The following is a 25211-nucleotide window of genomic DNA, read 5'->3' on the forward strand; positions in this document are numbered from 1 at the left end:
CGATATGTGCAACAGCGCCACGCCGAATCACAAATCACGCCGCGCTCCGCAAATTTTCCCAACAATCCGCCAGTTGCGCTGGTAATGTTGCCAAAATTCGGGTGATTTTCCGCCGTTCCGCCTCTTGGACCATCATGCCGCCGCCGCATCACCATCTGTCTGCCCTCATGCTGCCCATATTCACGTCGCCGGGTGGCGCATTCGGAGCGCATTGATCTCTTAGGCATATGTACGGTTTCCGAACCGGTGCCAGTGCGGCACAACTGACCTTGCCGTTGCTCGACCATGTGCAACCCGGGCGGATTTTCGCACGTGTTTGTGAATGGCGGCGCTGCCTCGGGGCCCGAAATCCGGCGAAATTGCGGCGATTTGCGGGCTGTCTCGGAGCGCGCGTCGAGGACCGCGCTTTGACCGGAATGGTGGGGGAGATAGGTTTGTTCTCAGGCGAAGTTCACGGGATCGGCCCGGACCGGTGGCCAGAGTGACCGCGATGCGCGAAAGGGACGGGGATTCGATGATCAGAACCATGGCGATCGAAGGCGAGGTCGATGACCGCCGCGGCGAGGCGCGCCGCCCCGCGCTGGCGCGGGACCGCGCGGCCGCCATGCCGGGGGGGCAGGGAGCGATCCGCTGGAACGGGTTCTATCGTCGCCATGCCAAGCGCGGTGTCGACCTGCTGGTCACATCGCTCGTGATCCTGCCGATCACGCTCGTCGTGCTGCTGATCGCCCTCGTCGTCGCCGTCGATGGTGGCCGCCCCTTCTATTCGCAGCGCCGCGTAGGTTTGGGCGGGCGCAGTTTCACCATGTTCAAGATCCGCACCATGGTGCCCGACGCCGAGGCCGTGCTTGAACGGCACCTCGCCACGAACCCGGCGGATCGGGCCGAATGGGAGCATCATCAGAAGCTGCGCCGCGACCCGAGGATCACGCGCGTCGGCCGTGCCCTGCGTCGCAGCTCGCTCGACGAACTGCCGCAATTTTTCAACGTGCTGCTCGGCGACATGACCCTCGTAGGGCCGCGACCCTTCCTGCCCTCGCAACGGAGCTATTACCCCGGCGCCGAATATTACGCGATGCGGCCCGGCATCACCGGTTTCTGGCAGACATCGGTGCGCAACGAGGCGAGCTTCGTGCAGCGTGCCGCCTATGATCGCAGCTATTATCATGCGCTGTCGCCGCTGACCGATCTGCGGGTGCTCGGCCGGACGCTTCGGGTGGTGATGCGCGGCACGGGGCTCTGACCCTGACGTCTCGGGGCTCACTTGCCGGGAGGCCGCGACACGGGGTATCCGGTTCATGCCGGATCGTCGCCACCCGGCCGCCATCGCCTTGCCCCCTCAATGCGGCAGGGTGCGAAGCGAAACGCTGAACGGGGCCTCCATGCCGAACGTCGTCGCCTCGATCGCCCTGCTGATCTGGCCCCTGGTCACGCTCGCGCTGTTCAGCCGGCTCAGCCCCGGGCGCGCGCTGTTGGCCAGCCTGCTGGCGGGTTACCTGCTGCTGCCGCCTTTGCCCGCCGAATTCGACCCGCCGCTTCTGCCCTCGCTCAACAAGGACACGATCCCCAGCCTGTCGGTGTTGTTCACGGCGCTGGCGCTGGGCCGTGTCCGCCTGTCGGAGCTGGTGCCGCGCCACCCGCTGATACGGATTGCACTGGTCGCGTTCCTGCTGTCGCCTCTGATGACGGTGCTCAGCAACGACGACGCGCTGCGATACGGGCCAAGGCAGCTACCGGCGCTGCGACTGGCCGAGGTGCCGGGGCTGGTGATCCTGCAGGCTTTGCTCGTGGCGCCTTTTCTGCTGGCGCGGGTGTTCTTGCGCGAGGCTCGCGATCACCGGCTCTTGCTTTGGGCGATGGTGCTGGGCGCGCTGGCCTACACCTTGCCGATCCTGATCGAGATCCGCCTCAGCCCGCAGATCAACATCTGGGTCTATGGCTATTTTCAGCACAGTTTCAGCCAGATGGTGCGCGGTGACGGCTTTCGGCCCATCGTGTTCCTCTATCACGGGCTCTGGGTCGCGATCTTCGTGGCAATGGCCGTGCTCGCCGCCACGGGCCTCGCGCGGCAAGCGCGCGGCCGTGAGGCGGTCGGGCTCTGGGCCGTGACGGCGGGGCTCGGTGTCGTGCTGGTCCTGTGCAAGTCCCTCGCCGCGCTGCTCTATACCCTCGTGCTGGTGCCGGTTCTGGCGCTGACGCCGCGCCGGGTGCAGCTGTTCGGCGCGGCGGCGATGGCGGCGCTGGCGCTGGGTTATCCGCTGCTCAAGGGGGCGGAGCTGGTGCCGCAGGACGCGATCCTCGCCTGGGCCGAAAGTGTCGATCCCGATCGGGCGCAGTCGATGGGGTTTCGCTTCGACAACGAGGACGTATTGCTCGAACGGGCTTGGGAACGGCCGGTCTTCGGCTGGGGCATCTGGGGCCGCAACCAGATCTACGATCCGCAAAGCGGGCGCGAACTGACCGTCACCGACGGGCGCTGGCTGGTGGTGATCGGCACCTTCGGCTGGGTCGGTTTCCTCGCTGAATTCAGCCTGCTCGCCTTTCCGGTGTTGCTTTTGTGGTCCCGCTCCGGGCGCGCGCCACCGGCCCCCGTCAGCGTGACGCTGGCGGTGATCCTCGGGATGAATCTCGTCGATCTTTTGCCCAACGCGACGCTGACGCCACTGACTTTCCTCGGGGCGGGGGCGGTGCTTGGGCTGACGGAGATGCGCGGTGCGCGTCTCGAACGCTCCCGCCAGAGCGGTGGGCCGGCCATGGACACGGCCCCAATTCGGACGGTGCTGTGAGCCGTGCGGTGCGCCCCCTCGGCCTGCGCCCCCTCGCTCTGGCGCTGATGCTCGTACTCTTGTCGGCCTTGTCCCGTCCGGCCGGGGCCGCGCCGGTGCTGGGGATGAACCTCGCCGGCATCTCCGACTGGTCGACCGAGCAGCCGTTTCTCGACCTGATGAAGACCTCGCGCCCATGGATCGGTCATCTGCCCGGCCGCTGGGGTGGGGTGGAGGCCGAGACGTTGCAGGCCGAAGACCATGTCGATGCCGGCGGCCACCTGCTGTCGCTCCCCGAGGCGGTCGATCGCGTCGGCACGCTGATCCTGACCGATCAGCCCGAGGCCGCGATCTCGCTGGCCGGGCGCTACGTGTTGCGCCACGCCGGGAGCGGCCGGATCGCGGTCGGCGGGCGCGGGCGCGAGGTGTCGCGCGCGCGCGGCGAGATTCGCTTCGATTATGTCCCCGGTCCCGGGGCGGTGGAGATCGACGTCACCGGAATCGACCCTGCCGATCCGCTGCGCGACATCACCGTGGTGCGCGAGGACCGCCTGCCGCATGCCGCCGCGGGGGCGCTGTTCAACCCCGACTGGCTCGCGCGGGTCTCTGGGCTGCGGCTCTTGCGCTTCATGGATTGGATGGAGACCAACGGCGCGGAGGCACGGCGCTGGTCCGAGAGGCCGCGCGAGGGCGATCAACGCTGGACCGAAGGCGTTCCCGCCGAAGTGCTCGCCCGGCTCTCGAACGAGATCGGCGCCGATCCCTGGGTGACGCTGCCGCATCTGGCCGAGGATGATTACGTGCGCGGCTTTGCCAGACTGATGCGCGACACGCTCGATCCGCGGCTCAGGGTTCATGCGGAGTGGTCGAACGAGCTGTGGAACTTCGGCTTCGAACAGGCGCGCTGGGCCGAGGCGCAGGCCCGCGCGCTGTGGGGCGATGCGGCGACAGAGGATGCGTGGATGCAGTTCGCCGGGCTGCGCGCGGCGCAGGTGGCCGACCTCTGGGCCGAGACCTTCGGTGCGCAGGCCGGGACGCGGCTGGTGCGGGTGATCGGGGTGCAGACCGACTGGCCCGGCCTCGAGACAGCCGCGCTCGAGGCACCGCTCGCCGTGGCGCGGGCGCGCGGCCCCCGGCCGAGAGCTTCGATGCCTATGCGGTGACCGGCTATGTCGGGCACGACGTCGCCAGCGACGACAATCTGGAGGCGCTGCGCCGCGACATCGCGCGGGGCCGGGCGGAGGAGCGTGCGCTTGAGACGCTGCGCGCCGACGCCGCCGATCTGGTCGATCGACTCTGGCCGCATCACGCGCGGGTCGCGGCGCGGCACGGGCTACGGCTGGTGATGTATGAGGGCGGGCCGCACATGGTCGCGGGCGCGGCGGGGCGCGAGGACGAGGCGATCACCGGGTTTCTCACGACAATGTCGCATGCGCCGCAGGTTGCCAAAATCGTCGGGACGTTGTTCGACGGGTGGGCCGGGGTCGGCGGCACGCAGGCCACCGCCTATCTCGACATCGCCGCCCCCTCGCGCTGGGGCAGCTGGGGCGCGCTGCGCCATCTCGACGACGCCACGCCGCGTTGGGATGCGCTGATGCGCTACAACGAGACGGGGCCGGATTGGGAACGCCGTGCGCCGGGCAGCTTCGATGACGGCGTGACCCTTGGGGGGGGTGAGGCCGCCGAGCGGTTGGTGGGTACGCCGGAGGAGGATCTGCTCTTGGGCGGCGGCGGTGACGACGAGATCCATGCCGGCCCCGGCGACCGGGTCGATGGCGGGCCGGGCCATGACCGCGCGGTGCTGCCCGAGGCGCTGCGCGGCGCGGCGATCGTGCCTGAGGGCGACCGGATCGCCATCGGCACGGGTGCCGCGCGGCTGCTGCTGGCCGGTATCGAGGAAATCGCCTATGGCACCGATGACCGGGCCCTGAACGTGACGGAGACGCTTCGATGACAGGGCCAAGGCCGATGCAGATCCTGATCCCCGCCAGCAACGAGGCCGCTCTGATCGACGGCTGCCTTTCCGCGCTGCTTGTCGCCCTGACCCCCACGGGTGCGACGTCAAAGCAGGTGCCGGTCGGTGTCACCGTCATCGCCAATGGCTGCCGTGACGCCACGGCCGCCCGCGCCCGCGCCTTCGGAGAGGCCTTCGCGCGCAAGGGGTGGTCGCTGCGGGTGATCGAGCTGGCGCAGGGCTCCAAGATCGCGGCGCTCAACGCCGGGGAGGCGGATCTGCCGTCAGAGGCGATCCGGGTCTACCTCGATGCCGATGTCACCGTGTCGCCGCGACTGCTTGGCGGGCTGCACGCCGCGCTCGACGGGCCTGCGCCGCTCTACGCCGGGGGACGGCCCCGCATCACCGGGCGGGGGGGTGTCGCGCGCGCCTATGCGCGGCTCTGGGCGCGGCTGCCCTTCATGACCCATGGCGTTCCGGGATGCGGCGTCTTCGCGGTGAACCCGGCGGGCCGCGCCCGCTGGGGCCGGTTTCCCGATCTCATCTCGGATGACGGCTTCGTGCGGCTGCAATTCGCCCCGCAGGAGCGGATCGCCGTGCCGGAACCCTATGACTGGCCGGTGGCCGAGGGGCTGGCGGCGCTGGTGCGGGTACGCGGGCGGCAGGATGCCGGAATGCGCGAGATCGCGCGCCTGCACCCCGAACTGCTCGCGCGCGAGGGCAAGCCGCCCTTGGGCGCGCGCGGTGCCGCGCGGCTGGCCCTGCGCGATCCTTTGGGGTTCGCCGTCTACGGGACCGTGGCGCTGGGCGTGAGGTTGAGGCCCGCGCCCGACAGCTGGAGCCGCGGCCGATGACGGCGGCGCTGATGGGACGGCTGCGGTCCGACGGGATCGGCAGCAGGGCGCTGCGCTCGGCCGGGATCACCATCGCGGGCTTCGGTATGAGCCAGGTTCTGCGGCTCGGCTCGAACCTGCTGCTGACGCGGCTGCTGTTTCCCGAGGCCTTCGGCGTCATGGCCATCGTCATGGTCGTGATGATGGGGCTCAACATGTTCTCCGACGTGGGCATCACACCCGCGATCATGCAAAGCCGTCGCGGCGACGATCCGGCCTTTCTCGACACCGCCTGGACGATCCAGATCTGCCGGGGCTTCGGGCTCTGGCTCGTGGCGCTGGCGCTCGCGGGGCCGGCGGCGGTCTGGTACGATGAGCCTATGCTGACGCAATACCTGTCGGTGGCGGCCTTCTCGCTGGTTCTCAACGGGTTCAACCGACCCGGCTCGAGACGGCGCATCGGCATCTGCGCGCGGGCCGCGTCACGCTGATCGAGCTCGGCACCCAAGCCACGCAGCTCGTCTTCGGACTGGCGCTGGCCTGGGCCTGGGGGTCGATCTGGGCGCTCGTGGTGTCGGGCCTCTTGGGGGCGCTGGCGCAGCTCGTCTATCTCAACCTCTTCCTGCCAGGGCACCGCAACCGGCCGCGTTTCGAACCCGAGGCCGCGCGCGAGCTGGTGCAGTTCGGCAAATGGATCTTCCTGTCCACGGTCGCGGGCTTTGCCGCGGGCCAGAGCGACCGGCTGCTGATCGGCGGCTACCTGTCGATGTCGGATTTCGGGGTCTACAACATCGGCCTGTTCCTCGCGACATTCCCGATTATGCTGGGCCAGATGGTAACGCGCCGGGTGCTGATCCCGGTCTATCGCGACAGCCCGCCCTTCGAAAGCCGGGCCAATTTCGTCCGTCTGCGGCGGCTGCGGTTGCTGGCCACGTCGGGGCTGCTGGCGGCAACGGCGGCGCTGGGGCTCATGGGCGACTGGCTCATTGGCATCATGTATGACGGTCGCTACGCGGCGGCGGGCGGCGTGGTGGTGCTGGTCACAGTGCTGCAGATCCCGGTGCTGATCGGGTTGACCTACGATCAGGCCGTGCTGGCCTCCGGGCGCACGCGCAACTTCTTCGCGCTTCAAGCTTCCCGCGCGGCGCTCACGGTGGCGGGGCTCGCGCTCGGGCTTGCTTGGGGTGGGCTGCTGGGGGGGATACTGGGGCAGGGGGTGGCGCAGCTGCTGGCGTATCCGATCCTCATCGTGGTCGCGCGGCGCGAAAGGGCATGGGACCCCTTGCACGATCTCGTGTTCGCGGGCGCGGGGCTCCTTGTCACGGCGACCTGTCTGGCTATGAACTGGTCCGCGCTGATGATGCTCGGGGCCATCGGACCGGCTTGATCGTGTTGCAGCAGTGCCGGGCCGGGGCCGAAAAACCGCCGCATTCCCCGGTTATTATGAAGGGCGGTGCGAGGCAGGCAGGGGGCGTCATGACAGGGCCGAGCGAGCTTGGGGCAGGCGATATCGCCATCGTCGGCATGGCGGTGGACCTTTCCGGTGCGCCCGACCTCGACGCCTTTTGGGCCATGCTGTCCGAAGGGCGCACGGCGATCCGTCGCCTGACGCCCGAAGAACTGACGCGCGCCGGCGTGCCCGAGGATCTCGCGCGCAGGCCCGACTACGTGCCTTACGGCGCGCCGCTCCAGGGTCACGACCTGTTCGACGCGGGGTTCTTCGGACTGACGCCCAAGGAAGCGGCGATCATGGACCCCCAGCATCGCCGTTTCATCCGCACGGCATGGGGCGCCTTCGAAAACGCGGGCCATCTGCCCGAGAGCTTCGATGGTGCCATCGGGGTCTATGCCGGTTGCGGACCCAATGACTACTACATGCGCAACCTGATGGGGCATGCCGGGCTGGTCGAGGAGACCGGTGCCTTCCTGCTGCGCCACACCGGCAACGACAAGGATTTCCTCGCCACGCGGCTGAGCCACATGCTCGACCTCACCGGCCCCGCGATCTCGGTGCAGACCGCCTGCTCGACCTCCCTCGTGGCGGTGCACATGGCGGTGCAGGCGCTGCTGACCGGCGATTGCGATATGGCGCTCGCGGGGGGTGCCACCATCGAACAGCCGCAGGGGCAGGGCTATGCGTGGCGCGAGGGCGAGATCCTCGCGCGTGACGGCATGTGCCGCGCCTTCGATCATCGCGCCGGCGGCACGGTGTTCGGCTCGGGCGCCGCCGCGGTGGTGCTGCGGCGGCTCGAGGATGCGCTGGCTGCGGGGGATCACGTCTGGGCGGTGATCCGCGGCACGGCGATCAACAATGACGGCGCGCGCAAGGCGAGCTATCTGGCCCCATCGGTCGAGGGGCAGGCCGCGGCGGTGGCATCGGCGCTGCGCATGGCCGGCGTCGGGGCCGAGAGCGTCGGTTTCGTCGAATGCCACGGCACCGGCACCGCGCTGGGCGACCCGATCGAGGTCGCGGCCCTGACCCGGGCCTTCCGCGAGACCACGCAGGCGCGGGGGTTCTGCCGGATCGGATCGGTCAAGACCGGCATCGGTCACACCGATACCGCCGCGGGCGCCGCCTCGCTGATCAAGGCGGCGCTGGCGCTGCACCACCGCACGATCCCCGGCACACCCGGCTTCGAGGCCCCGAACCCGGCGATCGCGTTCGAGGGATCGCCCTTCGAGGTCGCCGCGACCACAGCGCCCTGGCCGCATGGGGCTACGCCGCGCCGCGCCGGGGTGAACTCGCTCGGGGTCGGCGGCACCAACGCCCATGCGGTGCTCGAAGAGGCCCCCCCGCAGGCCGCCGCCGAAGCCGACTGGCCGTTCGAGGTGATCCGTGTCTCGGGCCGCTCGCGCGCCGCTCTCGATGCCAACGCCGCCGCTCTTGCCGCCCATCTGCGGTCGCATCCGGAGGTCCCGCTCGCCGACATCGCTTATACGCTGGCCCAAGGCCGCCGCGCCCAGCCGCATCGCCGGGTGCTTCTGGCCGAAAGCCATGCCGAGGCCGCCGATCTGCTCGATGGGCGTGACCCGTGCCGCGTCGCCACGCTTCAGGCCCAGCGCGACCCCGAGGTGGTGTTCCTGTTTCCGGGCGGCGGCGCGCAACAGCCCGGCATGGGCTGCGATCTCTACGAGACCGAGCCCGTGTTCCGCGACTGGATCGACCACGGCTTTGCCGCGATGGGGGTCGCCGGAAAAGATCTGCGCGCCCTCTGGAACCCGGCACCGGAGGACGAGGCGGACGCGGCCGCGAAACTGCGCCGCCCCTCGCTGCAGTTGCCCCTTCTGCTGATCATCGAGCATGCGTTGGCGCAGCTCTGGATCGGCTGGGGCGTGCGGCCCGCGCGGCTGATCGGGCATTCGATGGGCGAGAACGCCGCCGCGGTGCTGGCGGGGATCATGTCCTTCGAGGACGCGCTCGGGCTGGTGCGGCTGCGCGGCGAATTGTTCGAGCAGACCGCGCCCGGTGCGATGCTTTCGGTGGGGATGCCCGCCGATGCGCTGCGCGCCGAATTGGGCCGTGATCTCGACCTCGCGACGATCAACGCGCCCGAACTCTGCGTCGCCTCCGGCCCGGTCGAGGCGGTCGAGGCGCTGGCCGAGCGTCTCGCCGCGCGCGGCGTCGACAGCCGCCGCATTCCGATAGAGGTCGCCGCGCATAGCCGCCTGCTCGATCCGATCCTGCCGCGCTTTCTGTCGCATCTGCAAAACCTTCGCCTGTCACCGCCACGGATCCCGGTGGTGTCGAGCCGTAGCGGCCGCGAGCTCAGCGCCGCCGAGGCCACCGATCCGGGCTACTGGGCCGGGCATCTGCGCCATACGGTCGATTTCGATGCGGCGCTGCACGGGCTCGGAGCGGGGGCGCGGATCTTCGTGGAGATGGGGCCGGGCACCAGTCTCGGTTCCTTTGCGACACAGCAGCCCGGCATCGGACCGGGCCGTTCTCTGGCGGGGTTGCGGCCCGCAGCCGATCCGAACGACGACGACCGGCACATGATCATGGCGCTCGGACGGCTCTGGGCCATGGGCGGGCGGTTCGACGAGGCGCAGCTCTCGGGGGCAGGCCGCCGCAAGGTGCCGCTGCCGGGAACGGTTTTTGAGGAGTCGCGCCATTTCATCGCCCCTCCCCCACGCCGCGCCGCCGATCCGGCCCTGCTCGCTCCGCCCGAGCGCGAGGCGGACATCGCGCGCTGGGCCTGGCGGCCCGACTGGCCACGCCGCTATCCCGAAGGGACGTTCGAGGCCGGAGGCGATCTCGCGGCGCAGCCCGACGGAACCTGGCTCGTGTTCCGCGACGCGATGGGGCTCGGGGCCGCGCTGGTGGCGCGCCTGCGCGCGGCGGGCCATGCCGTGGCCACCGTGACCCCCGGCCCGCGCGAGGCGCAGACCGGCCCGGCGGACTGGACCATCCGGCCCGAGGCGGGCGAGGCGGCCCATGCATGGCTGCTGGAACAGCTGGCCGAGGCCGATCTGCTGCCCGAGCGCGCGATCCACCTGTGGACCGTGACCGCCGCCAGAGAGGCGCAGGCGGCGCATCACCTGCAAGCGATGCTCGATCGCGGCTATCACAGCATCATGCATCTGGCGCGCGGCTGGCACGCGGCGCAGGGCGACCGGCCGCTGCGGCTTCTGGCGGTGAGCAGCGAGGCCCATGCAGTGCAACCGAAGGACCGGCCCGATCCGGCCAAGGCGACGCTTGACGGACCGGCCATGGTGATCCCGCGCGAGCTGCCCGGCATCGGCCTGTCGCGGCTCGACCTCGCCGCGCCGCGCCGCGCCGACCGCGCCGCGCAAGTCGAGGCGGTTCTGGAAGAGGCGCTTTCGCCACCCGATCCCGCCCCCGTGGCGTGGCGCGACGGGGTGCGGCGTCAGCGCGGCGTGCGGCGCGCGTCACTTCCCACCGCGCCGGACATGCCGCTGCGCCGGGGCGGGCCGGTCCTGATCACCGGGGGTCTTGGCGGCATCGGCCTGACGCTGGCCGAAACCTTGATCCGCGACTGGGGCGCCGTGGTGGCGCTGGTCTCGCGCCGGGCTCTGCCGCCGCGTGCCGACTGGCCGGGCCTCGTCGCCGCCGGTGGCGAGGACGGGTCCCTGCCGGTGCTGCGCGCGTTGTTGCGGCTTGAGGCTTTGGGGGGCCGGGTCATGGTGCTGCGCGCCGATGTGACCGACCCTGACCGGATGCGCGATGCCGTCGCCGCCGCCGAGGCCGAACTCGGTCCGCTCAGCGGCGTGATCCATGCCGCCGGACGGCTCGACGACGCGCCGGTGCTGGGCCGCGATCCGCGCGCCGCCGAGGCGGTGATCGCGCCCAAGCTGCGCGGCCTGATGGTGCTCGACGCGCTGTTTCCTGACGGGCGGCTCGATTGGATGGCGCTTTGCGCGTCAAGTTCGGGCTGGACCACCCCCGCGGGGCAGGCCGATTACGTCGCCGCCAACGCGGCGCTCGACGCCTATGCATGGTCGCGCAAGGGCGGGGCCACGCGGGTGGTGGCGATCGACTGGGGCATCTGGTCGAACACCGGCATGGCGGCCTCGACGGAGGGCGACGAAGCCGAGGAAGCAGAGGGGCAGGGCACCGAGCTGTCGCTGCCGATGCTCGATCGACGCTCCCAAGACGGCGCTACCGACGAAGCGGCGCTCTTCACCGCCCGCTGGTCCCCCGACGGGCGCTGGTTTCTCGACCAGCACCGCACGCGGGCGGGCGATGCGCTGCTGCCCGGCACAGGCTATGCCGAGATGATGGCCGAGATCGCCGGGCCGAACGGCTTCGTGCCGTTCACGCTGCACGATCTGCGTTTTCTCGCGCCGCTGCATACCCCCGATGGCGGCACGACCCGTGTGCGGGCGCGGCTGGGGTCGGGTACGCCCTTCGGTCCGGTGGAGATCGAAGCCGCGCCGCCGGGCGCGGGTTTCGCGCCTGTCTCGACCTGTCGCCTCGGCTCCGCCCCCTTGGCGGCCCCGCCATTCGACCCGCAAGGCCTCATGGCCCGGCTGCCAGCGCCTGTGCCGCTGGTGTTGCCGCAGGCCGCGCATCTCGATTTCGGTGCGCAATGGCAGGTGACCGGCGAAAGCGACAGGGGGCGGGTGAGGGTCTGGCTCGGCTGCGCCTGCCCGCCGGCGCGCAGGGCGGCCTTGTGCTGCATCCCGGGTTACTCGACATCGCCACGGGCTGGGCCATCGGCTTGATCGAGGGATACGACCCGGTCCACCTGTGGGTGCCCGCAGGCTATGCGGAGCTGCGGATTCATGCGCCTCTGCCCTCCGAGATCCTGAGCCATGCGCGGCTCGTGCGGCAGCAGAAAGGGGTCGCTTGGTTCGATCTGGTACTCTGCTCGCCCAAGGGTCAAATCTGTGTCGAGGTCTCGGGTTTCGAGCTGCGCCTCCTGCCGCAGGGTATGGCGTTCGGCGCGCCCCCGCGCGGGACCGGGCAGGAGGGCCCGCCCGCCACCGCGCAACAGGCACTGCTCCGGGAGACGCGCCGTCACGCATTCGCCGTACTGAGGGTGGGGCCGCCTTTCTCGCCGCGATGGGGGCGGGCCTGCCGCAGGTCGCGATGACGGCGCAGCCGCTGCCCGACCTGATTGCCGCGGCCGCCGCGATCCGCCCCGCCGCCCCGGTGGAAGCGACGCCCGCGGCCCCCGCCGAAGGGTTCGAGACCGCGACAGAGGCCTGGCTTGCCGGGCAATGGACCGCGCTGCTCGGTGTCGAAGGGGTCGGACCCGACGACAGCTTCTTCGATCTCGGGGGGCATTCGCTGATCGCGTTGCGGCTCTTCGCGGCGATCCGTCGCGAAACCGGCACGGCGCTGCCGATCTCGGTCCTGTTCGAACGGCCGACGATCCGCAGCCTCGCGGCGCGGCTAGACGCGAACCCCCCCGCAGGGGGCTCCGCGCCGCCGCCGAAGACGCCCTCCGAGCAGAACGCGCCCCATCTCGGTTCCACCGGTGACGAACCGGTGCATCTCGTGCCACTAAGCGTCGGGGGCGCGGCGACGCCGCTCTTCATCGCGGCGGGCATGTTCGGCAATGTCATGAACCTGCGCCATCTGGCCGGGCATCTCGGCCGCGACCGGCCGGTCTGGGGGCTTCAGGCGCGGGGGCTGGCGGGTGGCGCGGCGCCGCACCAAGGCTTCGAGGAGGCCGCGCGCGATAATCTCGCCGAGATGCGCCGCGTGCATCCGGGCGGGCCCTGGATGCTCGCGGGGTATTCCGGCGGCGGGCTCATCGCACTCGAAATGGCGCGGCAGCTCACGCAGGCCGGGGAGAAGGTGGCGAACCTGATGCTGCTCGACACGCCGCTGCCGGTGCGTCCGGCGCTGACCCGGCGCGACCGGCTGGCGATACAGGCGATCGAGTTGCGCCGGGCCGGGCCGGGCTATCCGCTGCTCTGGCTCAAGCGGCGGCTGCGCTGGGAGATCGACCGCCGCCGCTATGGCCGCGCCGCGGCGCAGCCGACGGCGAACCCGGTGGACATCGTGATGGAAACCGCCTTCTACACGGCCTGCGCCACTTATGACCTGCGCCGCTGGTCAGGGCCGATGACGCTGTTCCGCCCGCCCCTCGAAGGGCGCTGGCGCCTTGCGAGCGGGCGGCTTGTCAATGAGGATCGGCATTACGTGTTCGAGGACAATGGCTGGCGCGCTTGGGCTCCTGCCATGGAGGTGGTCGAGGTGCCGGGCGATCACATCAGCATGGTGGAAAACCTCGAGGCCGAGACGCTGGCGGCGCGGATGCTGGCCCGGATCGAGGCGTTCGAAGCCGGGGTCGGGACGACGGAACTTCATGCCGCGGAGTGAACACGCATGAGCAGCCTGCTGACGGTGATCCTGAACTGGCGCACGCCGGAGATGACGCTGCGCGCCACCCAAAGCGCCCTCGCGGCGATGCAGGGCATCGAGGGCGGCATCGTGGTCGTCGACAATGATTCCGGCGACGGCTCGGAGGCGATGCTGCGCGCGGCGGTGAAGGCGCAGGGCTGGGCGCCGCGCGTGCGGGTGATGCAGTCGGGGCACAATGGTGGCTTTGGCGCAGGCAACAACGTGGGCATCCGGGCCGGACTGCCGGGCGGCGGGCGCGCGGATTTCGTCTATGTTTTGAACTCCGACGCTTTTCCGGCACGGACCGCGATCACGGCCCTTCTGGCGCATATGCAGGCGCATCCCGCCGCCGGTCTCGCCGGAAGCCTGATCGAGGATCTCGACGGGACGGAGCATATGGCGGCCTTCCGGTTTCCATCGCTTCTCTCCGAGATCGAGGGGCCGATGCGTTTTGGTCCGGTGACGCGGCTGCTGTCGGACCACAGCGTCTGGATGGAGACGCCGGAGCGGACGGGACCGGTCGATTGGGTGATCGGGGCGAGCCTGATGATCCGAGGCGAACTGCTCGACGCGATCGGCGGCTTCGACGAGACCTTCTTTCTCTATTTCGAGGAAACAGACCTGTGCCGCCGCGCCCGGCAGGCCGGGTCCGAGACGCATTTCGTGCGGGAGAGCGTGGTGCAGCACATTGGTTCGGTCTCGACCGGCATGGGCGAATGGCGCCGCGTGCCCGATTACTGGTACGCCTCGCGCCGCCACTACTTCCGCAAGCATTACGGCGCGCTGGGTGCTGCCACGGCGACGGCGCTGCATATGGGGGCGGGCGGGCTGCACCGGCTGCGCTGCCTCGTCATGCGCCGCGCGCCGGGCGATCCGCCGCGCTTTCTGCGCGACATGGCGCGCTTTGAGCTGCGCCAGTACCGGCCATCACGCCTGGCGCGCCGCCCCAAGGGCCACACGGCATGAGCGTGACGCTCGCCTTGATCGGCGACAGCGCCCTGACGCTCGAGACGGCGCGCATGGCGCAGGAGGCGGGGCTGCGGTTGTCGCTGGTCGTCACCCGCTTTGCCCCGTTGCGCGCGCTTGCCGCCGAACAGGGCATCGCGCTACTCGAACCCGAACAGCTGTCTGAACGGCTGTCCGACCTGCCCGGTGGGATCGACTGGCTCGTCAGCGCGGGCAATCTCGACCTGCTGCCCGCCGACCTGCTGGGGCGGTTCACGCGCGGGGCAATCAACTTCCACGACGGACCGCTGCCCGACCGGGCGGGGCGCAACGCGCCGGTCTGGGCGCTGCTCGACGGGGCGCGCCGGCATGCCGTGACATGGCATCTGATGACGCCCGAGGTCGATGCGGGCGACATTCTCGTGCAGCGCGGGTTCGACATTCCGCCGGAGACGACCGCGCATGGCCTCAACGCGCTGTGCTTCGCCGCCGCGATCGACAGCCTGCCCGACCTGTTCGAGCAACTCCGAAGCGGGCTGCGCCGCCGTCCGCAGACGGGTGGGCCCGGACGATGCCACTTCGCCGCCGACCGGCCACCGGCAGATGCGCTGATCGACGGGCGCGGAACGATGGCGGCGGCCTTGCGGCTGGTGCGCGCGCTTGATCACGGGGCGCATCCCAACCCGATGTGCTGCCCCAAGATCGCAGGCCCGCGCGGCCCCGTGCTGGTGACACGGGCCGACGCGCTGGAGGCGGCTCGGGTGTCCGAGATGTCCTCCGAGCCGCCGGGCACGTTGCGGGCGGTGTCACCCCAGGCCATCGACCTGGTATTCGAGGATGGGGTGTTGCGCCTGTCCGGCCTGCGCCGTCCCGATGGTTCGGCCTGCCCGCAGGAGGTTCTGCCCACGGCCGGAGAGCGGCTGCCAGAGACCGGCACGGCCGACGCTCTGACGCGGCGCATGGCGCAGACGGCGCGCGCCGAGCCCGCTTGGCGATCCCGGCTCGAGACACTGCGGCCGGTTCGGCTCGTGGGGCTGACCGGCGGGACCGGGCCGCAAGGCGGCGGGCCTGACGGCCCAGGCGACAGCCGCGCACTCAGGCCCGGATACGCGCCCGAACGCCGCATCGCCGCATGGGCGCTTCTGGCGGCGCGTCTGGCGGGTGGCGCGACAGATATCGCCCTCATGTTGCCGCGCGAGGCCGAACCCGCGGCCGGGCATCTGTCGGATTGGGTGCCGCTGCGCGTGGAAACTGATCCGCAAGAGGATCTGGCGGCGCTGGCGACCCGGATCGGCGCGCGTTGCGCAAAGCTGCGGGAGCAGGGCGGTTTTGCCGCCGATCTGCCCGCCCGGCTGGGGACCGCACCCCCCGCGATGCCTGCCTTGGCGCTGGGGTCCGCCTGTCCCCAAGGGGCCATGATCGCGCTCGACCCCGAGGCCGGACGGCTCATCGCCGCGCCTACGGGGCTGATGCCCGGCGCACTCGATCTTCTGGCGGAGCGTCTCGACGCCCTCCTTGAGGCCGATGCGGCGCGGCCCGGCACGGCCCTGTCGGACCTTCCCGCGCTCGGCGCCGCCGAGCGGCATCTCGTGGTCGAAGCGTGGAACGCCACGGACGGCCCGACCCCCGAGGGCACCATCGACGCCGCCATCTCGCACCGAGCCGTGCGCGACCCCGACGCCACCGCCCTGATCTGGGGCGAAGAGCGCCTGAGCCATGCCGAACTTGACGCCCGTGCCAACCGCATGGCGCGGGTGCTGTGCGAAATGGGTGTCGGACCGGGTCAGCGCGTGGGCCTGCATCTGCGCCGCTCGGCGGGCATGATGGTCGCGGCCCTCGCGGTGCTCAAGGCCGGCGCGGCCTATGTGCCGCTCGACCCGTCCTATCCACCGGAACGGCTGGCGCTCTATCTCGAAGACAGCGGCGCAAGCCTCGTAATCAGCGACGGTGGGGGACCGGCGGGGGACGCACCTGTGATGCGGCTGGACGATCCGCGCATCGCCCGCGCATCGCCTGCGCCTCTCGCCCCGCGCGCCGCGCCAGAGGATCTGGCCTATCTGATCTTCACCTCGGGCTCGACCGGCCGCCCCAAGGGGGTGATGATCGAGCATCGTCACGTGATGAACTTCTTCGCGGCGATGGATGCACGGGTGCCGCATGCCCCCGGCGACGTGCTGCTGGCGGTAACGTCGATCTCCTTCGACATCTCGGCGCTCGAGCTGTTCTGGACCCTGTCGCGCGGGCTGACGGTGGTGATCCAGGGCGAGGCCGAGCGCCTGCTCACCTCCGCAGGCGCGCAGGCAACCGAGGCGGGCCCCGCGCTCAGCCTGTTCTACTGGGGTTGCGAGGACAGCGACATGGGCGATTATGGGCTGCTGACGGAGGGCGCGCGCTTTGCCGATGCGCATGGCTTCGAAGCGGTCTGGATGCCCGAGCGGCATTTCCACGGCTTCGGCGCGGCCTATCCCAACCCGGCCGTGACCGGGGCCGCCATCGCCGCCGTCACCTCGCGCGTGGCGATCCGGGCGGGAAGCTGCGTCGCGCCGCTGCATCATCCGGCGCGCATTGCCGAAGATTGGGCCGTGGTCGACCGGCTATCGGGCGGACGCGCGGGGCTGGCGATGGCAGCGGGCTGGCAGCCGGACGATTTCGTGCTGCGCCCCGAAAACGCGCCGCCCGACAACCGCGCCGCGCTGCGCGACGGCATCGACGCGGTGCGCAGGCTCTGGCGTGGCGAGGCCGTGGCGTTCCCGCGCACCGATGGCAGCCTGCAGCAGGTGATGACACGGCCCCGCCCGGTGAGCGCGGAGCTGCCATTATGGCTCACCGTCGCGGGCAATCCCGAGAGCTGGCGCGAGGCGGGGCGCATCGGGGCCAACGTGCTGACCCATCTTCTGGGGCAAAGCATCGAGGATCTGCGCGCCCGCATCGCCGGTTGGCGCGCGGCGCTGGTCGAGGCGGGGCACGATCCGGCGGCGTTCCGGGTGACGGTGATGCTGCACGCCTATCTCGACGAGAGCCGCGAGGTCGCGCGCAAGATCGCACGCGGGCCAATGAAGGCTTATCTGCGCTCCGCCGCCGGCCTCATCGCCGATCACGCGGCGACCTTTCCCGCGCTCGGGCGCGACGCCGAGGGGGCGGTCGACCCCGACGCGCTGACCCCCGAGGAGATGGAGGCGGTGCTCGATCACGCCTTCGAACGTTACTTCGAGGCGCAGGGCCTGTTCGGCACGATCGACGACGGCGCGGCGCGGCTGGCGGAATTGCGCGCGGCGGGGGCTGACGAGATCGCCTGCCTCATCGATTTCGGCATCGCACCCGAGGGCGTGCTGGCGGGGTTGCCGCGCTTGGCGGCGCTGGTTGATGCGCTGCCGGTCGCCCCCGCCGCCCCCGCCGCGGATGACGCCTCGATCGCGGCGCAGATCCGGCGCCACGGCGTGACGCATCTGCAATGCACCCCCTCAATGGCGCGGATGCTGGTGGCCGATGAGGTCAGCCGCAAGGCGCTGGGCGGGCTGTCGCGGCTCATGCTGGGCGGAGAGGCTTTGCCTGCCGCGCTGGCCGAGGATCTGCGCGCCGCCGGTGTCGGCCATCTCGAGAACATGTACGGCCCGACCGAGACCACGATCTGGTCGACCACCCGGACGGTGACGTCTCACACCCCGGCGTCGGTGATCGGCACGCCGATCCTCAACACCCGCACCTATGTGCTGGACAATGCGATGACGCCGCTTCCGGTGGGGGCCGAGGGCGAGCTGTGGATCGGCGGGGCAGGGGTGGCGCGCGGCTACTGGGCGCGGCCAGAGATGACGGCTGAGCGGTTTCTCCCCGATCCGTTCCGACAAGGCGACCGGATCTACCGCACCGGCGATCTCGCACGCTGGCGTGCGGATGGCATGCTCGAATATATCGGTCGCGCCGACGGGCAGGTGAAGCTGCGCGGCCACCGGATCGAGCTGGGCGAGATCGAAGCGGCGCTCGACGCGGTGTCGGGCCTCGGGCCTTGCGTGGTCACGCGGCGTGAGGACAGCCCCGGCGACGCGCGACTCGTGGCCTATCTCGAAACCGAAGCCCCGATCGACGAGGCGGCGCTGCGCGCGGCGCTGTCGGCGCGGCTGCCCGCGATCATGGTGCCCGCCCGGATCGTCGCGTTGTCGCGCTTTCCGCTGACCCCCAACCGCAAGACCGACCGCGCGGCGATGCCGCCGCCACCTGCGCGGCGCGGCGCGTCGGTCATGGCCCCGCGTGCGGAACCCGCTCCGGCGGCCCCCGTGGTTCCCGCCGGGGCTAGGGCCGGGGCCGGGACTGTGGCACCGGCCATCGTGGCGATCTGGCGCGAGCTTCTGGGTGCGCGGGAAATCGGTCCGGATGACAGCTTCTTCGATCTCGGCGGACACTCGCTCCTCGCGGTGCGCGCCCATCGCGAGATCCGCGACCGGCTCGGCGTCGCCGGGCTGCAGATCGCGGACATCTTCGGTTTGCCGCGCCTGTCCGACCTTGCGGCGCGGATCGAGGCCGAACTAAGACCGGAATCGGCGTCGGGGCCAGCCCCCATAGTGCCGCCCGCCGCCGCCGGGCCGCGCGACGAGATCATGGCACGCCGACGCGCCTGCGGGCCCGGCGCGGTGGCCATGTCTGAGATATCGGCCCGGATCGAGGCGCTGTGCGGGCCGGGCGTGGCGGTCTGCGCGGTGCCGATGGGGCAGGGCGGGCCGCTCGCAGCGGCAGAGCGCCCGGCCATGGCGCGCGCCGTCCCCGCGCGCCGCGCCGAGTTCGCCGCCGGGCGCGAGGCGGCGCGCAGGGCGATGCGCAGGCTGGGCCTGCCTGCCTGCGCCATCCCCATGCGGCCCGACCGCTCACCCCTCTGGCCCCACGGGCTCTCCGGCAGCATCAGCCATGACGCGACCCTCGCCGTCGCGGCGGTACGCCGCGGCGGCAGGGCGCTCGGCATCGACATCGCGTCCGCGACACCGCTCGAGTCCGCGATCTGGGACGAGATCGCCGATGCGGATGAGATTGGCCAGCCTGTGCCGGGGTTCGATCAGGGCCGTGTCGCCGGGCTGGTTTTTGCCGCCAAGGAGGCCGCCTACAAGGCGCAGTTTCCGGCGACGGGCCGCGTGCTGGGGTTCGACGCCATGCGGATCGAAATTGCCGGGAACGACATCGCGGCGCGGTTGCGGCAGACCGTCGGGCCCTATGCAGTGGGCACTGTGCTGCGTGGACGCTGGGCCGTTATCGGCGCGCGTCTTGTCGTGGCGATCGACGCGCCGGACGTCCCTTGCGCCACCGGTCCCGGTTTCAAGCCGCGCAACACTGAGTTGCCTGCCTCGACCGGCATGGTCAGCCGGTCCGGGATGCGCTAGATTATGGCGTGGGTGTGGCGGCGATGGGACCGGCGCGGATGGCGGCGGCCACTGGCGCGCAACGGGAGTCGTTGATGGAATATCTTTCCTCGCTGCGCGATCTGCGCGGGGCGCTGCGCCGCCGGGCTTGGGCCATCGTGCTGGTCTGCGCGCTCGGGATTCCCTTCGTGCTATGGTTCGCCCTGACCCGGCCACCCTCTTTCGAGGCGACGGCGGTGATCCAGATCGAGACGCCGCTGGTCGATGCGGGCGGCGACGCCGCCGCGATCGCGGACACTCAGCTCGACCTCATCGAACAGAAGATCATGGCACGCGACCGGCTTCTGGCGCTGGCCGAGAGGTTCGGCCTGTTTGCCGAATTGCCGCCCTCCGAACGGCTGGCCCAGATGCGCGACGCGATCGAGATCACCAAGCTGGTCGATCCGGCGCTGGCCTGGCGGCCCGAAACCGTGCCGTCGGGGCTGTCGATCACCGTCGAGGTCGGTGAGCGGCAGGTCGCCGCCGATCTCGCCAACGCGCTTCTCGACGAAATCGTCACGGCGGCGCAAAGCCGCCGCGAGGGGCGCACCGAACGCACGCTGGCTTTCTTCGAGGCCGAGGAGTCGCGCCTCGAAGGCGAACTGTCCGCCTTGGAGGCCGAATTCGCGCGGTTTCAGGAGGAGAACTTCCAGTCGCTCCCCTCCAGCGTGGCGGTGCAGCGCGATCAACTGTCCCGGCTCGTGGCCCAGCGGATCGACCTCGAACAGCAGGTCATCGCCTTCGAGACCAGCTCGGACCGGTTGCGCGACGACGAGACGGCGCGGCGCCGGTCCCTGCTCGAACAGCAGCGGCAGCTGATCTCCGACAACATCCAGAGCATCGAGGCCGCGCTTGCCGCGGCACCCGAGACCGAGCGGCGCTACAACGAGTTCGCGCGCCGCCGCGATCAGCTTCAGCAGGCGCTGGCGGCGGTGACGGACCGGCGCACGGAGGCGGCGATGGCACAGCTTCTCGAAAGCCGCGACGAGACCACGCGTTTCGAGATCCTCGAAGAGGCGGTGCCGCCCGATTACGCCTCATCGTCGTCGCGCAGCAAGATCGCGGCGGCGGGCGGGCTGGGCGTGCTGCTCGCGGCTCTGGCTCTGGCGCTGTCACTCGAAGTGGTGAACCCGCAGATCCGCACCGCGGCGCAGCTCGAGCGAGCCTTGGGCGTGCGCGCGGTGGTGGTGATCCCCGAGATCGACCGTCGACAGGCGCGCCGTCGGGCGCGGCAGGCGCGACGCCGCGAGGCGCAGACCTTTTCGCGCCAGTGGGAGCGAGTGCGGCGGTTGCGCGGCTTTTGGCGGCGGCCCGCCGCCTGACCTGAACGTTCGGCCGAAAAGCCGGCCCCGCCTCGATCAAAGAATTCAGCCGGTGCCCGTGGCGCGTTCTTCCTCGGCGCGATTGAGCACCATTCCGAGGATCGGCTTGTCGTCGCCGATGCGACGCACCGCCTCGCGGATCTGCTCGGCGCTGTTGCGCCCGCCGCCCACCACCATCAGCACGCAGTCGTAGCGGTCGCGAAATGCGGTGACATCGTCGTGGTTCAGTGCCGGGGGCAGGTCGAACAGCACCGCGTCGGGCGCCAGCTCCTCCTGCATCTGGTCCAGAACCATGCCGGCCTTGGGGTCCTGCAGAAGCTCGGCGGGATAAGTCTCGGCCCGGTCGTTGAGCCCGACCGCGAGGCCGCCGATGCCGAGCAGGTTCTGCCCGACCCGCTGCAGCTGCGTGCCGCTCGACGTGACGCCGCGCATCCAGTCGGAAATGGGGCCGGGGGCGGTCAGGCCCAGCACCTCCGCCAAGCCCGGCGCGCGCATGTCGAGATCGAGCAGTACGGTGCGCCGGTTCTCGTAGCGCGACAGCGCTATGGCGAGGTTGGCGGCAGTGAAGGTCTTGCCGCAGCCGCGCGTGGGCGAGGTGATCGCCACCCGCTTCCAGCCATGTTCGTCGAGCGCCTGCAGCAGCCGCGTGCGCAGCAGGTCGAAGGCGGCATGGGCGGGGTCGCGGCGGCTTGCCGTGATGACGAGGTTGCTCTCGAGCGCCGCCTCGTCGACCGGGACGCGGCGCAGGCTGCCCCACAAATCGTGTAACTGCGGCAGCAGCACCTCTTCGTTGCCGAGCACGGCGGCGCGCAGTGCGCGGGTCGTGGAATCGGGCTGCACCGGCTCAGGGGTCTGCTCGGTTCGTTGATCGGGCCCGGCCTTTTCTGGGCCTGGGGCCTTGGTCTGCGGCTCCAGCGCGGAGACCCGGTCGAGAATCGCGGCGCGGGCCCCCGCGTCGAGGCGTCTGCGCCCGTCCCGTCTGCTGCGTTCGCTCATTTCCGCTCGTCCCGTCACACGCTCGATCAAGGCGAGGATAGCCCGGAAAGCGGGGCGAGAATAAGCCCCGATCGCAGTCCTTCCGAGCCGGGCGCACTTGTACTCGATCAGCCGCATCTCACGGCGGCGCAGGCGGCGCAGGCGATAGGTGATCATGCCTTGAGCGTTGGGCAGCTTGGACAAGGTCAGCAGCGCCGCCAGACCCGCCGCCCGTCGCGCGGGCTGCCCCTCGCCGCGCAGGCGGCGCGCGCTGCGCGCCCAGCTTGCGCCGTAGAGCAGCGCCACTGCCGATGGCAGGGCGGGGCCAAGCGCGATCCCGCCCAGGATCGCCCCGATCGGCAGCGCCATGCCCCAGAGCCGGACCCGGCGCCGTTCGCCTGCGAAATGGCCGGGGTGACGGTCGCCCACCTCGGCAAAGCCATGCCCCGCGCGGACCGAACGCCGCCACCATTGGTCCAGACGGGTCATCGCGATGTCATGGCGGGTCATGGCGCGCGGCAGACGGTGCACCCGCAGGCCGGCGGCGCGCATCCGCAGGCACAGATCCTCGTCTTCCGAGCAGATGATCGCCCCGTCGAAGCCGCCCAGGGCGTCGAATTGCGCGGCCCGCAGCATCATATCACCGCCGCAGGCCGCGATGTCGCCCGGCGGCCGGTGCCACTCCCATTCGGCCATGGCGTTGTAAAGCGTGGCCTCCGGCGCAGTTTCGGTGCGCCAGCCGGTAACGATGCCGATGCCGGGATCGGCGGCCAACGCCGCCGCCCCGGCATCGAGCCAGCCGGGTTCGAGCGCGCAATCGCCGTCGATGAACTGCACCATGTCGGGCAGGCCCGCCTTCTTCAGGGCCGCGAACCCCGCATTGCGGGCCCGCGCGGCGGTGAAGGGGGCGTCGGTGTCCAGCTCGACGATCTCGCGCCCGCGGCGCGCGCGACGGCGAGGCTGTCATCGGTCGAACCCGAATCGACATAGACGACGCGCGCGCCCGAGCCTTCGAGCGAGGCCAGGCAATGCGCCAGCCGCGCGCCTTCGTTGCGGCCGATGGCGACGACGCCGATCCGCGCGCTCATGCGGCGGGCTCGGGGCGGATCGGCCCGCCGGAGCCGTGTCGCAGCAAGGTGAGCATCCGCCCGGCCTCCCGTTCCACGTCGAACTGCGCGATCACCATCGCGCGGCCCTGCGCCCCCATCTGCGCGCGCCGCGTCGCGTCACCCGCAAGCGCCGCGATCGCCTCTGCTAGTGGGGCTTCGGCCCCCGGCGGCACCAAGAGGCCCGACCGTTCGTCCTCGACCAGCTCGGCCACGCCGCCGACCCGCGTGGCGATCACCGGCCGGGCGGTCGCCATCGCCTCCATCAACACCACCGGTACGCCTTCGGCAAAGGAGGGCAGCACCAGAACGCCGGTTTCCTTGAGCATCCGCGCCACCTCGGCCTGGCCTGATAGCCGTGGAACCGCACCGCGTCGGCAAGGCCGAGGTCGCGCGCCAGCGCCTCGAGCGCGCCGCGCGCCTCGCCGTCGCCGATCAGGTCGAGGCCGAGGGCCGGGCGCGTCTTGCGTGCCTGCGCCAGCGCGTGAAGCAGCACGGCCACGCCCTTGACCGCCGAAAGGCGTCCCACGAAAAGCAGCCGGTCGTCGGGCGTGGACCGGGCCTTGGCATAGAGCGCGGGATCGACACCGCAATGCACCACGTGCAGCTTGTGCCAATGCGCGGGGTCCGAGAACAGCATCGCCTGCGATCGCGCGAAATCCGAGATGCAGGCGACGAAGCTGGCGCGGGCGATCTTTTCGCCCAAGGCCCAATGCTCGGGCGCGAAGAAGATGTCGGGGCCGTGCAGGGTGAAGCTGTGCGGCAGGTCCGCGATCTCGGCGGCGAGCATCGCGACCGTGCCCGACGACTTGGCTATGTGGTTGTGAAGATGGGTGATGCCGCGCGCCTTCATCCGATGCGCCAGCACCAGCGCCTCGCCGAAATAGACAAGGTTGTAGATGCGGCCCCTCAGGCCTTTGGGAGCCGTGCGCCACGCCAGCGCCAGCGCGCGGGCGAAGCGGTGCGGATGGCGCAGCGCCGAGAGTTTGGCACAGGTCATGCGCCACGGGTGGAGCGCGGTCTCCAGAAGGTGGAAGGTGGCGGCGGCCTCGGCGCGCTGCTCGGGGCCGACATGGTGCGACGGGTCGGTGCGCCGCACCGAGGCGGTCTCGACCGTCACGCCCAGTGCGCGCAGCGCTGCCACCTCGCGCTGGATGAAGGTGTCGGTGGCGCGGGGGTATTCACCAGTGAGCCACATCACCGGGCCGGGCGCGCTCATGCCGCGCCCCGCGCAGCCGCCATCGCCGCCTCGAACCCGGCTTCGGCCCGAAAGCCCAGCGCATGGGCGCGGGCGTTGGCATAGCGCAGCGGCATCAGCCGGGCGCGTAGGGTCTCGCGGCGCAGCAGGCCGGGCAGGCGGGGTCCGAGCGGCGTCAGCAGCCCGGCGGCCGCGTCGAAGCCGCGCCAGCCCAAGGGCAGGCCGCGCCGGCCCAGCGCCGCGAGATAGCGCGCCCGGTCGGGGCGGTCGTCGTCGAGCGCGTGGATCACCTCGACCGCCTCCGTCTGCGGCCTCGTCGCGGCGAGCACGAGGATCTGCGCCGCATGCGGCAGCCAGCAGAGCGGCAACTCGCCCGCGTGGCGCGGTCCGAAGGTCAGCGGTCCGAGCGATAGGCCCATATGCCCGTTCCACAGCCGTCCCGGCCCGAAGATCGCGCCGGGCCGCACGATCCGCAGCGGCACGCCGTGGCGCGCGGATATCTTACGCGCATCGCGCTCCTGTGCGATCTTGGCGCGGGCATAGGCATCACGCGCCTCGGGGCGCGGCTCCGTTGGCGTGGTTTCGTCCACGAGATCGAAGGGCGCGAGAGCGTCGGTTCCCAGCACCGAGATCGAGCCGACCAGCACCAGCCGCGTCCCGGCCTGCGCGGCCTGCTCCAGCAGTGCAGCGCTCGGGGCCACGGTGTTGCGCATCTGCGCCGCGTCGTCGCCCTCCAGCCGCGCCGCCGCGTGGATCACGGCCCCGACCCCGTTGAGAGGGGGGATGTTCCGCGCGAGGTCGGTGCGGACCACCTCGATGCCGGGATCGGCGGCCCAGCCGATCGGGGCCGCGCCGCGCAGGATCGCGCGCACCGGATGGCCCTCCGCCCGCGCACGGTCCACCACGCCCGGCCCAG

16 protein-coding genes and 1 pseudogene are annotated in these 25211 nt (G+C 71.1%); 13 read left to right on the plus strand and 4 right to left on the minus strand.

All coding sequences use genetic code 11. The features are described 5' to 3' along the window. Positions 1–514: 514 nt before the first annotated feature. From MBELCI_RS11840 to MBELCI_RS11880, 13 genes are all read left to right on the plus strand, one after another. A complete protein-coding gene (locus tag MBELCI_RS11840) occupies positions 515–1243 on the plus strand; it encodes a sugar transferase (protein ID WP_021694450.1) in 729 nt (242 codons plus the stop codon). A gap of 139 nt (positions 1244–1382) precedes the next feature. Beyond that, positions 1383–2786 (plus strand): O-antigen ligase family protein, encoded by a 1404-nt coding sequence (locus tag MBELCI_RS11845; protein WP_021694451.1) that lies wholly within the window; start codon positions 1383–1385, stop codon positions 2784–2786. After that, positions 2783–3928, plus strand: a complete 1146-nt coding sequence (locus MBELCI_RS19390) for a hypothetical protein (protein ID WP_021694452.1) — start codon at positions 2783–2785, stop codon at positions 3926–3928. Before MBELCI_RS11845 ends, MBELCI_RS19390 begins: the two co-directional genes overlap by 4 nt. Beyond that, a complete protein-coding gene (locus MBELCI_RS19395; RefSeq protein ID WP_021694453.1) occupies positions 3925–4719 on the plus strand; it encodes a hypothetical protein in 795 nt (264 codons plus the stop codon). The genes MBELCI_RS19390 and MBELCI_RS19395 overlap by 4 nt, the downstream gene beginning before the upstream one ends. Next, the gene (locus MBELCI_RS11855) at positions 4716–5573 is read left to right on the plus strand and encodes a glycosyltransferase (RefSeq protein WP_021694454.1); all 858 of its coding nucleotides are present in this window, start codon (positions 4716–4718) and stop codon (positions 5571–5573) included. The genes MBELCI_RS19395 and MBELCI_RS11855 overlap by 4 nt, the downstream gene beginning before the upstream one ends. Beyond that, positions 5570–6043, plus strand: a complete 474-nt coding sequence (locus tag MBELCI_RS22595) for an oligosaccharide flippase family protein (protein WP_369385449.1) — start codon at positions 5570–5572, stop codon at positions 6041–6043. The genes MBELCI_RS11855 and MBELCI_RS22595 overlap by 4 nt, the downstream gene beginning before the upstream one ends. Then, positions 6043–6939, plus strand: a complete 897-nt coding sequence (locus MBELCI_RS11860) for an oligosaccharide flippase family protein (protein WP_369385450.1) — start codon at positions 6043–6045, stop codon at positions 6937–6939. Before MBELCI_RS22595 ends, MBELCI_RS11860 begins: the two co-directional genes overlap by 1 nt. A gap of 89 nt (positions 6940–7028) precedes the next feature. Further along, positions 7029–11738 (plus strand): type I polyketide synthase, encoded by a 4710-nt coding sequence (locus MBELCI_RS11865; RefSeq protein ID WP_021694456.1) that lies wholly within the window; start codon positions 7029–7031, stop codon positions 11736–11738. Further along, positions 11660–12109 carry a polyketide synthase dehydratase domain-containing protein gene (locus MBELCI_RS21690; RefSeq protein ID WP_235047627.1) on the plus strand — a complete coding sequence of 150 codons (450 nt, stop codon included), beginning with the start codon at positions 11660–11662 and terminating at the stop codon, positions 12107–12109. Before MBELCI_RS11865 ends, MBELCI_RS21690 begins: the two co-directional genes overlap by 79 nt. Then, the gene (locus tag MBELCI_RS21695) at positions 12106–13347 is read left to right on the plus strand and encodes a thioesterase domain-containing protein (protein WP_235047625.1); all 1242 of its coding nucleotides are present in this window, start codon (positions 12106–12108) and stop codon (positions 13345–13347) included. The genes MBELCI_RS21690 and MBELCI_RS21695 overlap by 4 nt, the downstream gene beginning before the upstream one ends. Before the next feature lie 6 nt (positions 13348–13353). Beyond that, positions 13354–14334, plus strand: coding sequence for a glycosyltransferase family 2 protein (locus MBELCI_RS11870; protein ID WP_021694458.1), 981 nt, complete (start codon positions 13354–13356; stop codon positions 14332–14334). Continuing rightward, on the plus strand, positions 14331–19676 hold the full coding sequence (locus MBELCI_RS11875; RefSeq protein ID WP_021694459.1) for a MupA/Atu3671 family FMN-dependent luciferase-like monooxygenase: 5346 nt from the start codon (positions 14331–14333) through the stop codon (positions 19674–19676). The genes MBELCI_RS11870 and MBELCI_RS11875 overlap by 4 nt, the downstream gene beginning before the upstream one ends. A 74-nt stretch (positions 19677–19750) precedes the next feature. Then, the gene (locus MBELCI_RS11880; protein WP_021694460.1) at positions 19751–21016 is read left to right on the plus strand and encodes a GumC domain-containing protein; all 1266 of its coding nucleotides are present in this window, start codon (positions 19751–19753) and stop codon (positions 21014–21016) included. A 45-nt stretch (positions 21017–21061) separates the two neighbouring features. Here MBELCI_RS11880 and MBELCI_RS22600 read toward each other — a convergent pair whose 3' ends face one another. The 4 genes and pseudogenes from MBELCI_RS22600 to MBELCI_RS11900 form a co-directional block, all read right to left on the minus strand. Further along, on the minus strand, positions 21062–22831 hold the full coding sequence (locus MBELCI_RS22600; protein WP_021694461.1) for a nucleotide-binding protein: 1770 nt from the start codon (positions 22829–22831) through the stop codon (positions 21062–21064). Positions 22832–22851: 20 nt separating this feature from the next. Then, complete coding sequence (locus tag MBELCI_RS22605) at positions 22852–23079, minus strand: glycosyltransferase family protein (protein WP_021694462.1); 228 nt, start codon at positions 23077–23079, stop codon at positions 22852–22854. Next, positions 23076–24316, minus strand: a pseudogene (locus MBELCI_RS22610) (glycosyltransferase family 4 protein). The gene MBELCI_RS22605 and the pseudogene MBELCI_RS22610 overlap by 4 nt, the downstream one beginning before the upstream one ends. Next, complete coding sequence (locus tag MBELCI_RS11900; protein WP_235047626.1) at positions 24313–25197, minus strand: NAD-dependent epimerase/dehydratase family protein; 885 nt, start codon at positions 25195–25197, stop codon at positions 24313–24315. The pseudogene MBELCI_RS22610 and the gene MBELCI_RS11900 overlap by 4 nt, the downstream one beginning before the upstream one ends. Positions 25198–25211: the final 14 nt, after the last annotated feature.

Origin of the sequence: Limimaricola cinnabarinus LL-001, assembly GCF_000466965.1 — a bacterium.
Lineage (GTDB): Bacteria > Pseudomonadota > Alphaproteobacteria > Rhodobacterales > Rhodobacteraceae > Limimaricola > Limimaricola cinnabarinus.

What these genes read in the sequence shown, in the direction of transcription:
- MBELCI_RS11865 (WP_021694456.1), top strand. Translation starts at nt 7,029, where the DNA reads ATGACAGGGCCGAGCGAGCTTGGGGCAGGCGATATCGCCATCGTCGGC.
- MBELCI_RS11880 (WP_021694460.1), top strand. Translation starts at nt 19,751, where the DNA reads ATGGAATATCTTTCCTCGCTGCGCGATCTGCGCGGGGCGCTGCGCCGC.
- MBELCI_RS11855 (WP_021694454.1), top strand. Translation starts at nt 4,716, where the DNA reads ATGACAGGGCCAAGGCCGATGCAGATCCTGATCCCCGCCAGCAACGAG.
- MBELCI_RS11840 (WP_021694450.1), top strand. Translation starts at nt 515, where the DNA reads ATGATCAGAACCATGGCGATCGAAGGCGAGGTCGATGACCGCCGCGGC.
- MBELCI_RS11875 (WP_021694459.1), top strand. Translation starts at nt 14,331, where the DNA reads ATGAGCGTGACGCTCGCCTTGATCGGCGACAGCGCCCTGACGCTCGAG.
- MBELCI_RS22600 (WP_021694461.1), bottom strand. Translation starts at nt 22,831, where the DNA reads ATGGTGCAGTTCATCGACGGCGATTGCGCGCTCGAACCCGGCTGGCTC.
- MBELCI_RS22595 (WP_369385449.1), top strand. Translation starts at nt 5,570, where the DNA reads ATGACGGCGGCGCTGATGGGACGGCTGCGGTCCGACGGGATCGGCAGC.
- MBELCI_RS11870 (WP_021694458.1), top strand. Translation starts at nt 13,354, where the DNA reads ATGAGCAGCCTGCTGACGGTGATCCTGAACTGGCGCACGCCGGAGATG.
- MBELCI_RS22605 (WP_021694462.1), bottom strand. Translation starts at nt 23,079, where the DNA reads ATGAGCGCGCGGATCGGCGTCGTCGCCATCGGCCGCAACGAAGGCGCG.
- MBELCI_RS21695 (WP_235047625.1), top strand. Translation starts at nt 12,106, where the DNA reads ATGACGGCGCAGCCGCTGCCCGACCTGATTGCCGCGGCCGCCGCGATC.
- MBELCI_RS11845 (WP_021694451.1), top strand. Translation starts at nt 1,383, where the DNA reads ATGCCGAACGTCGTCGCCTCGATCGCCCTGCTGATCTGGCCCCTGGTC.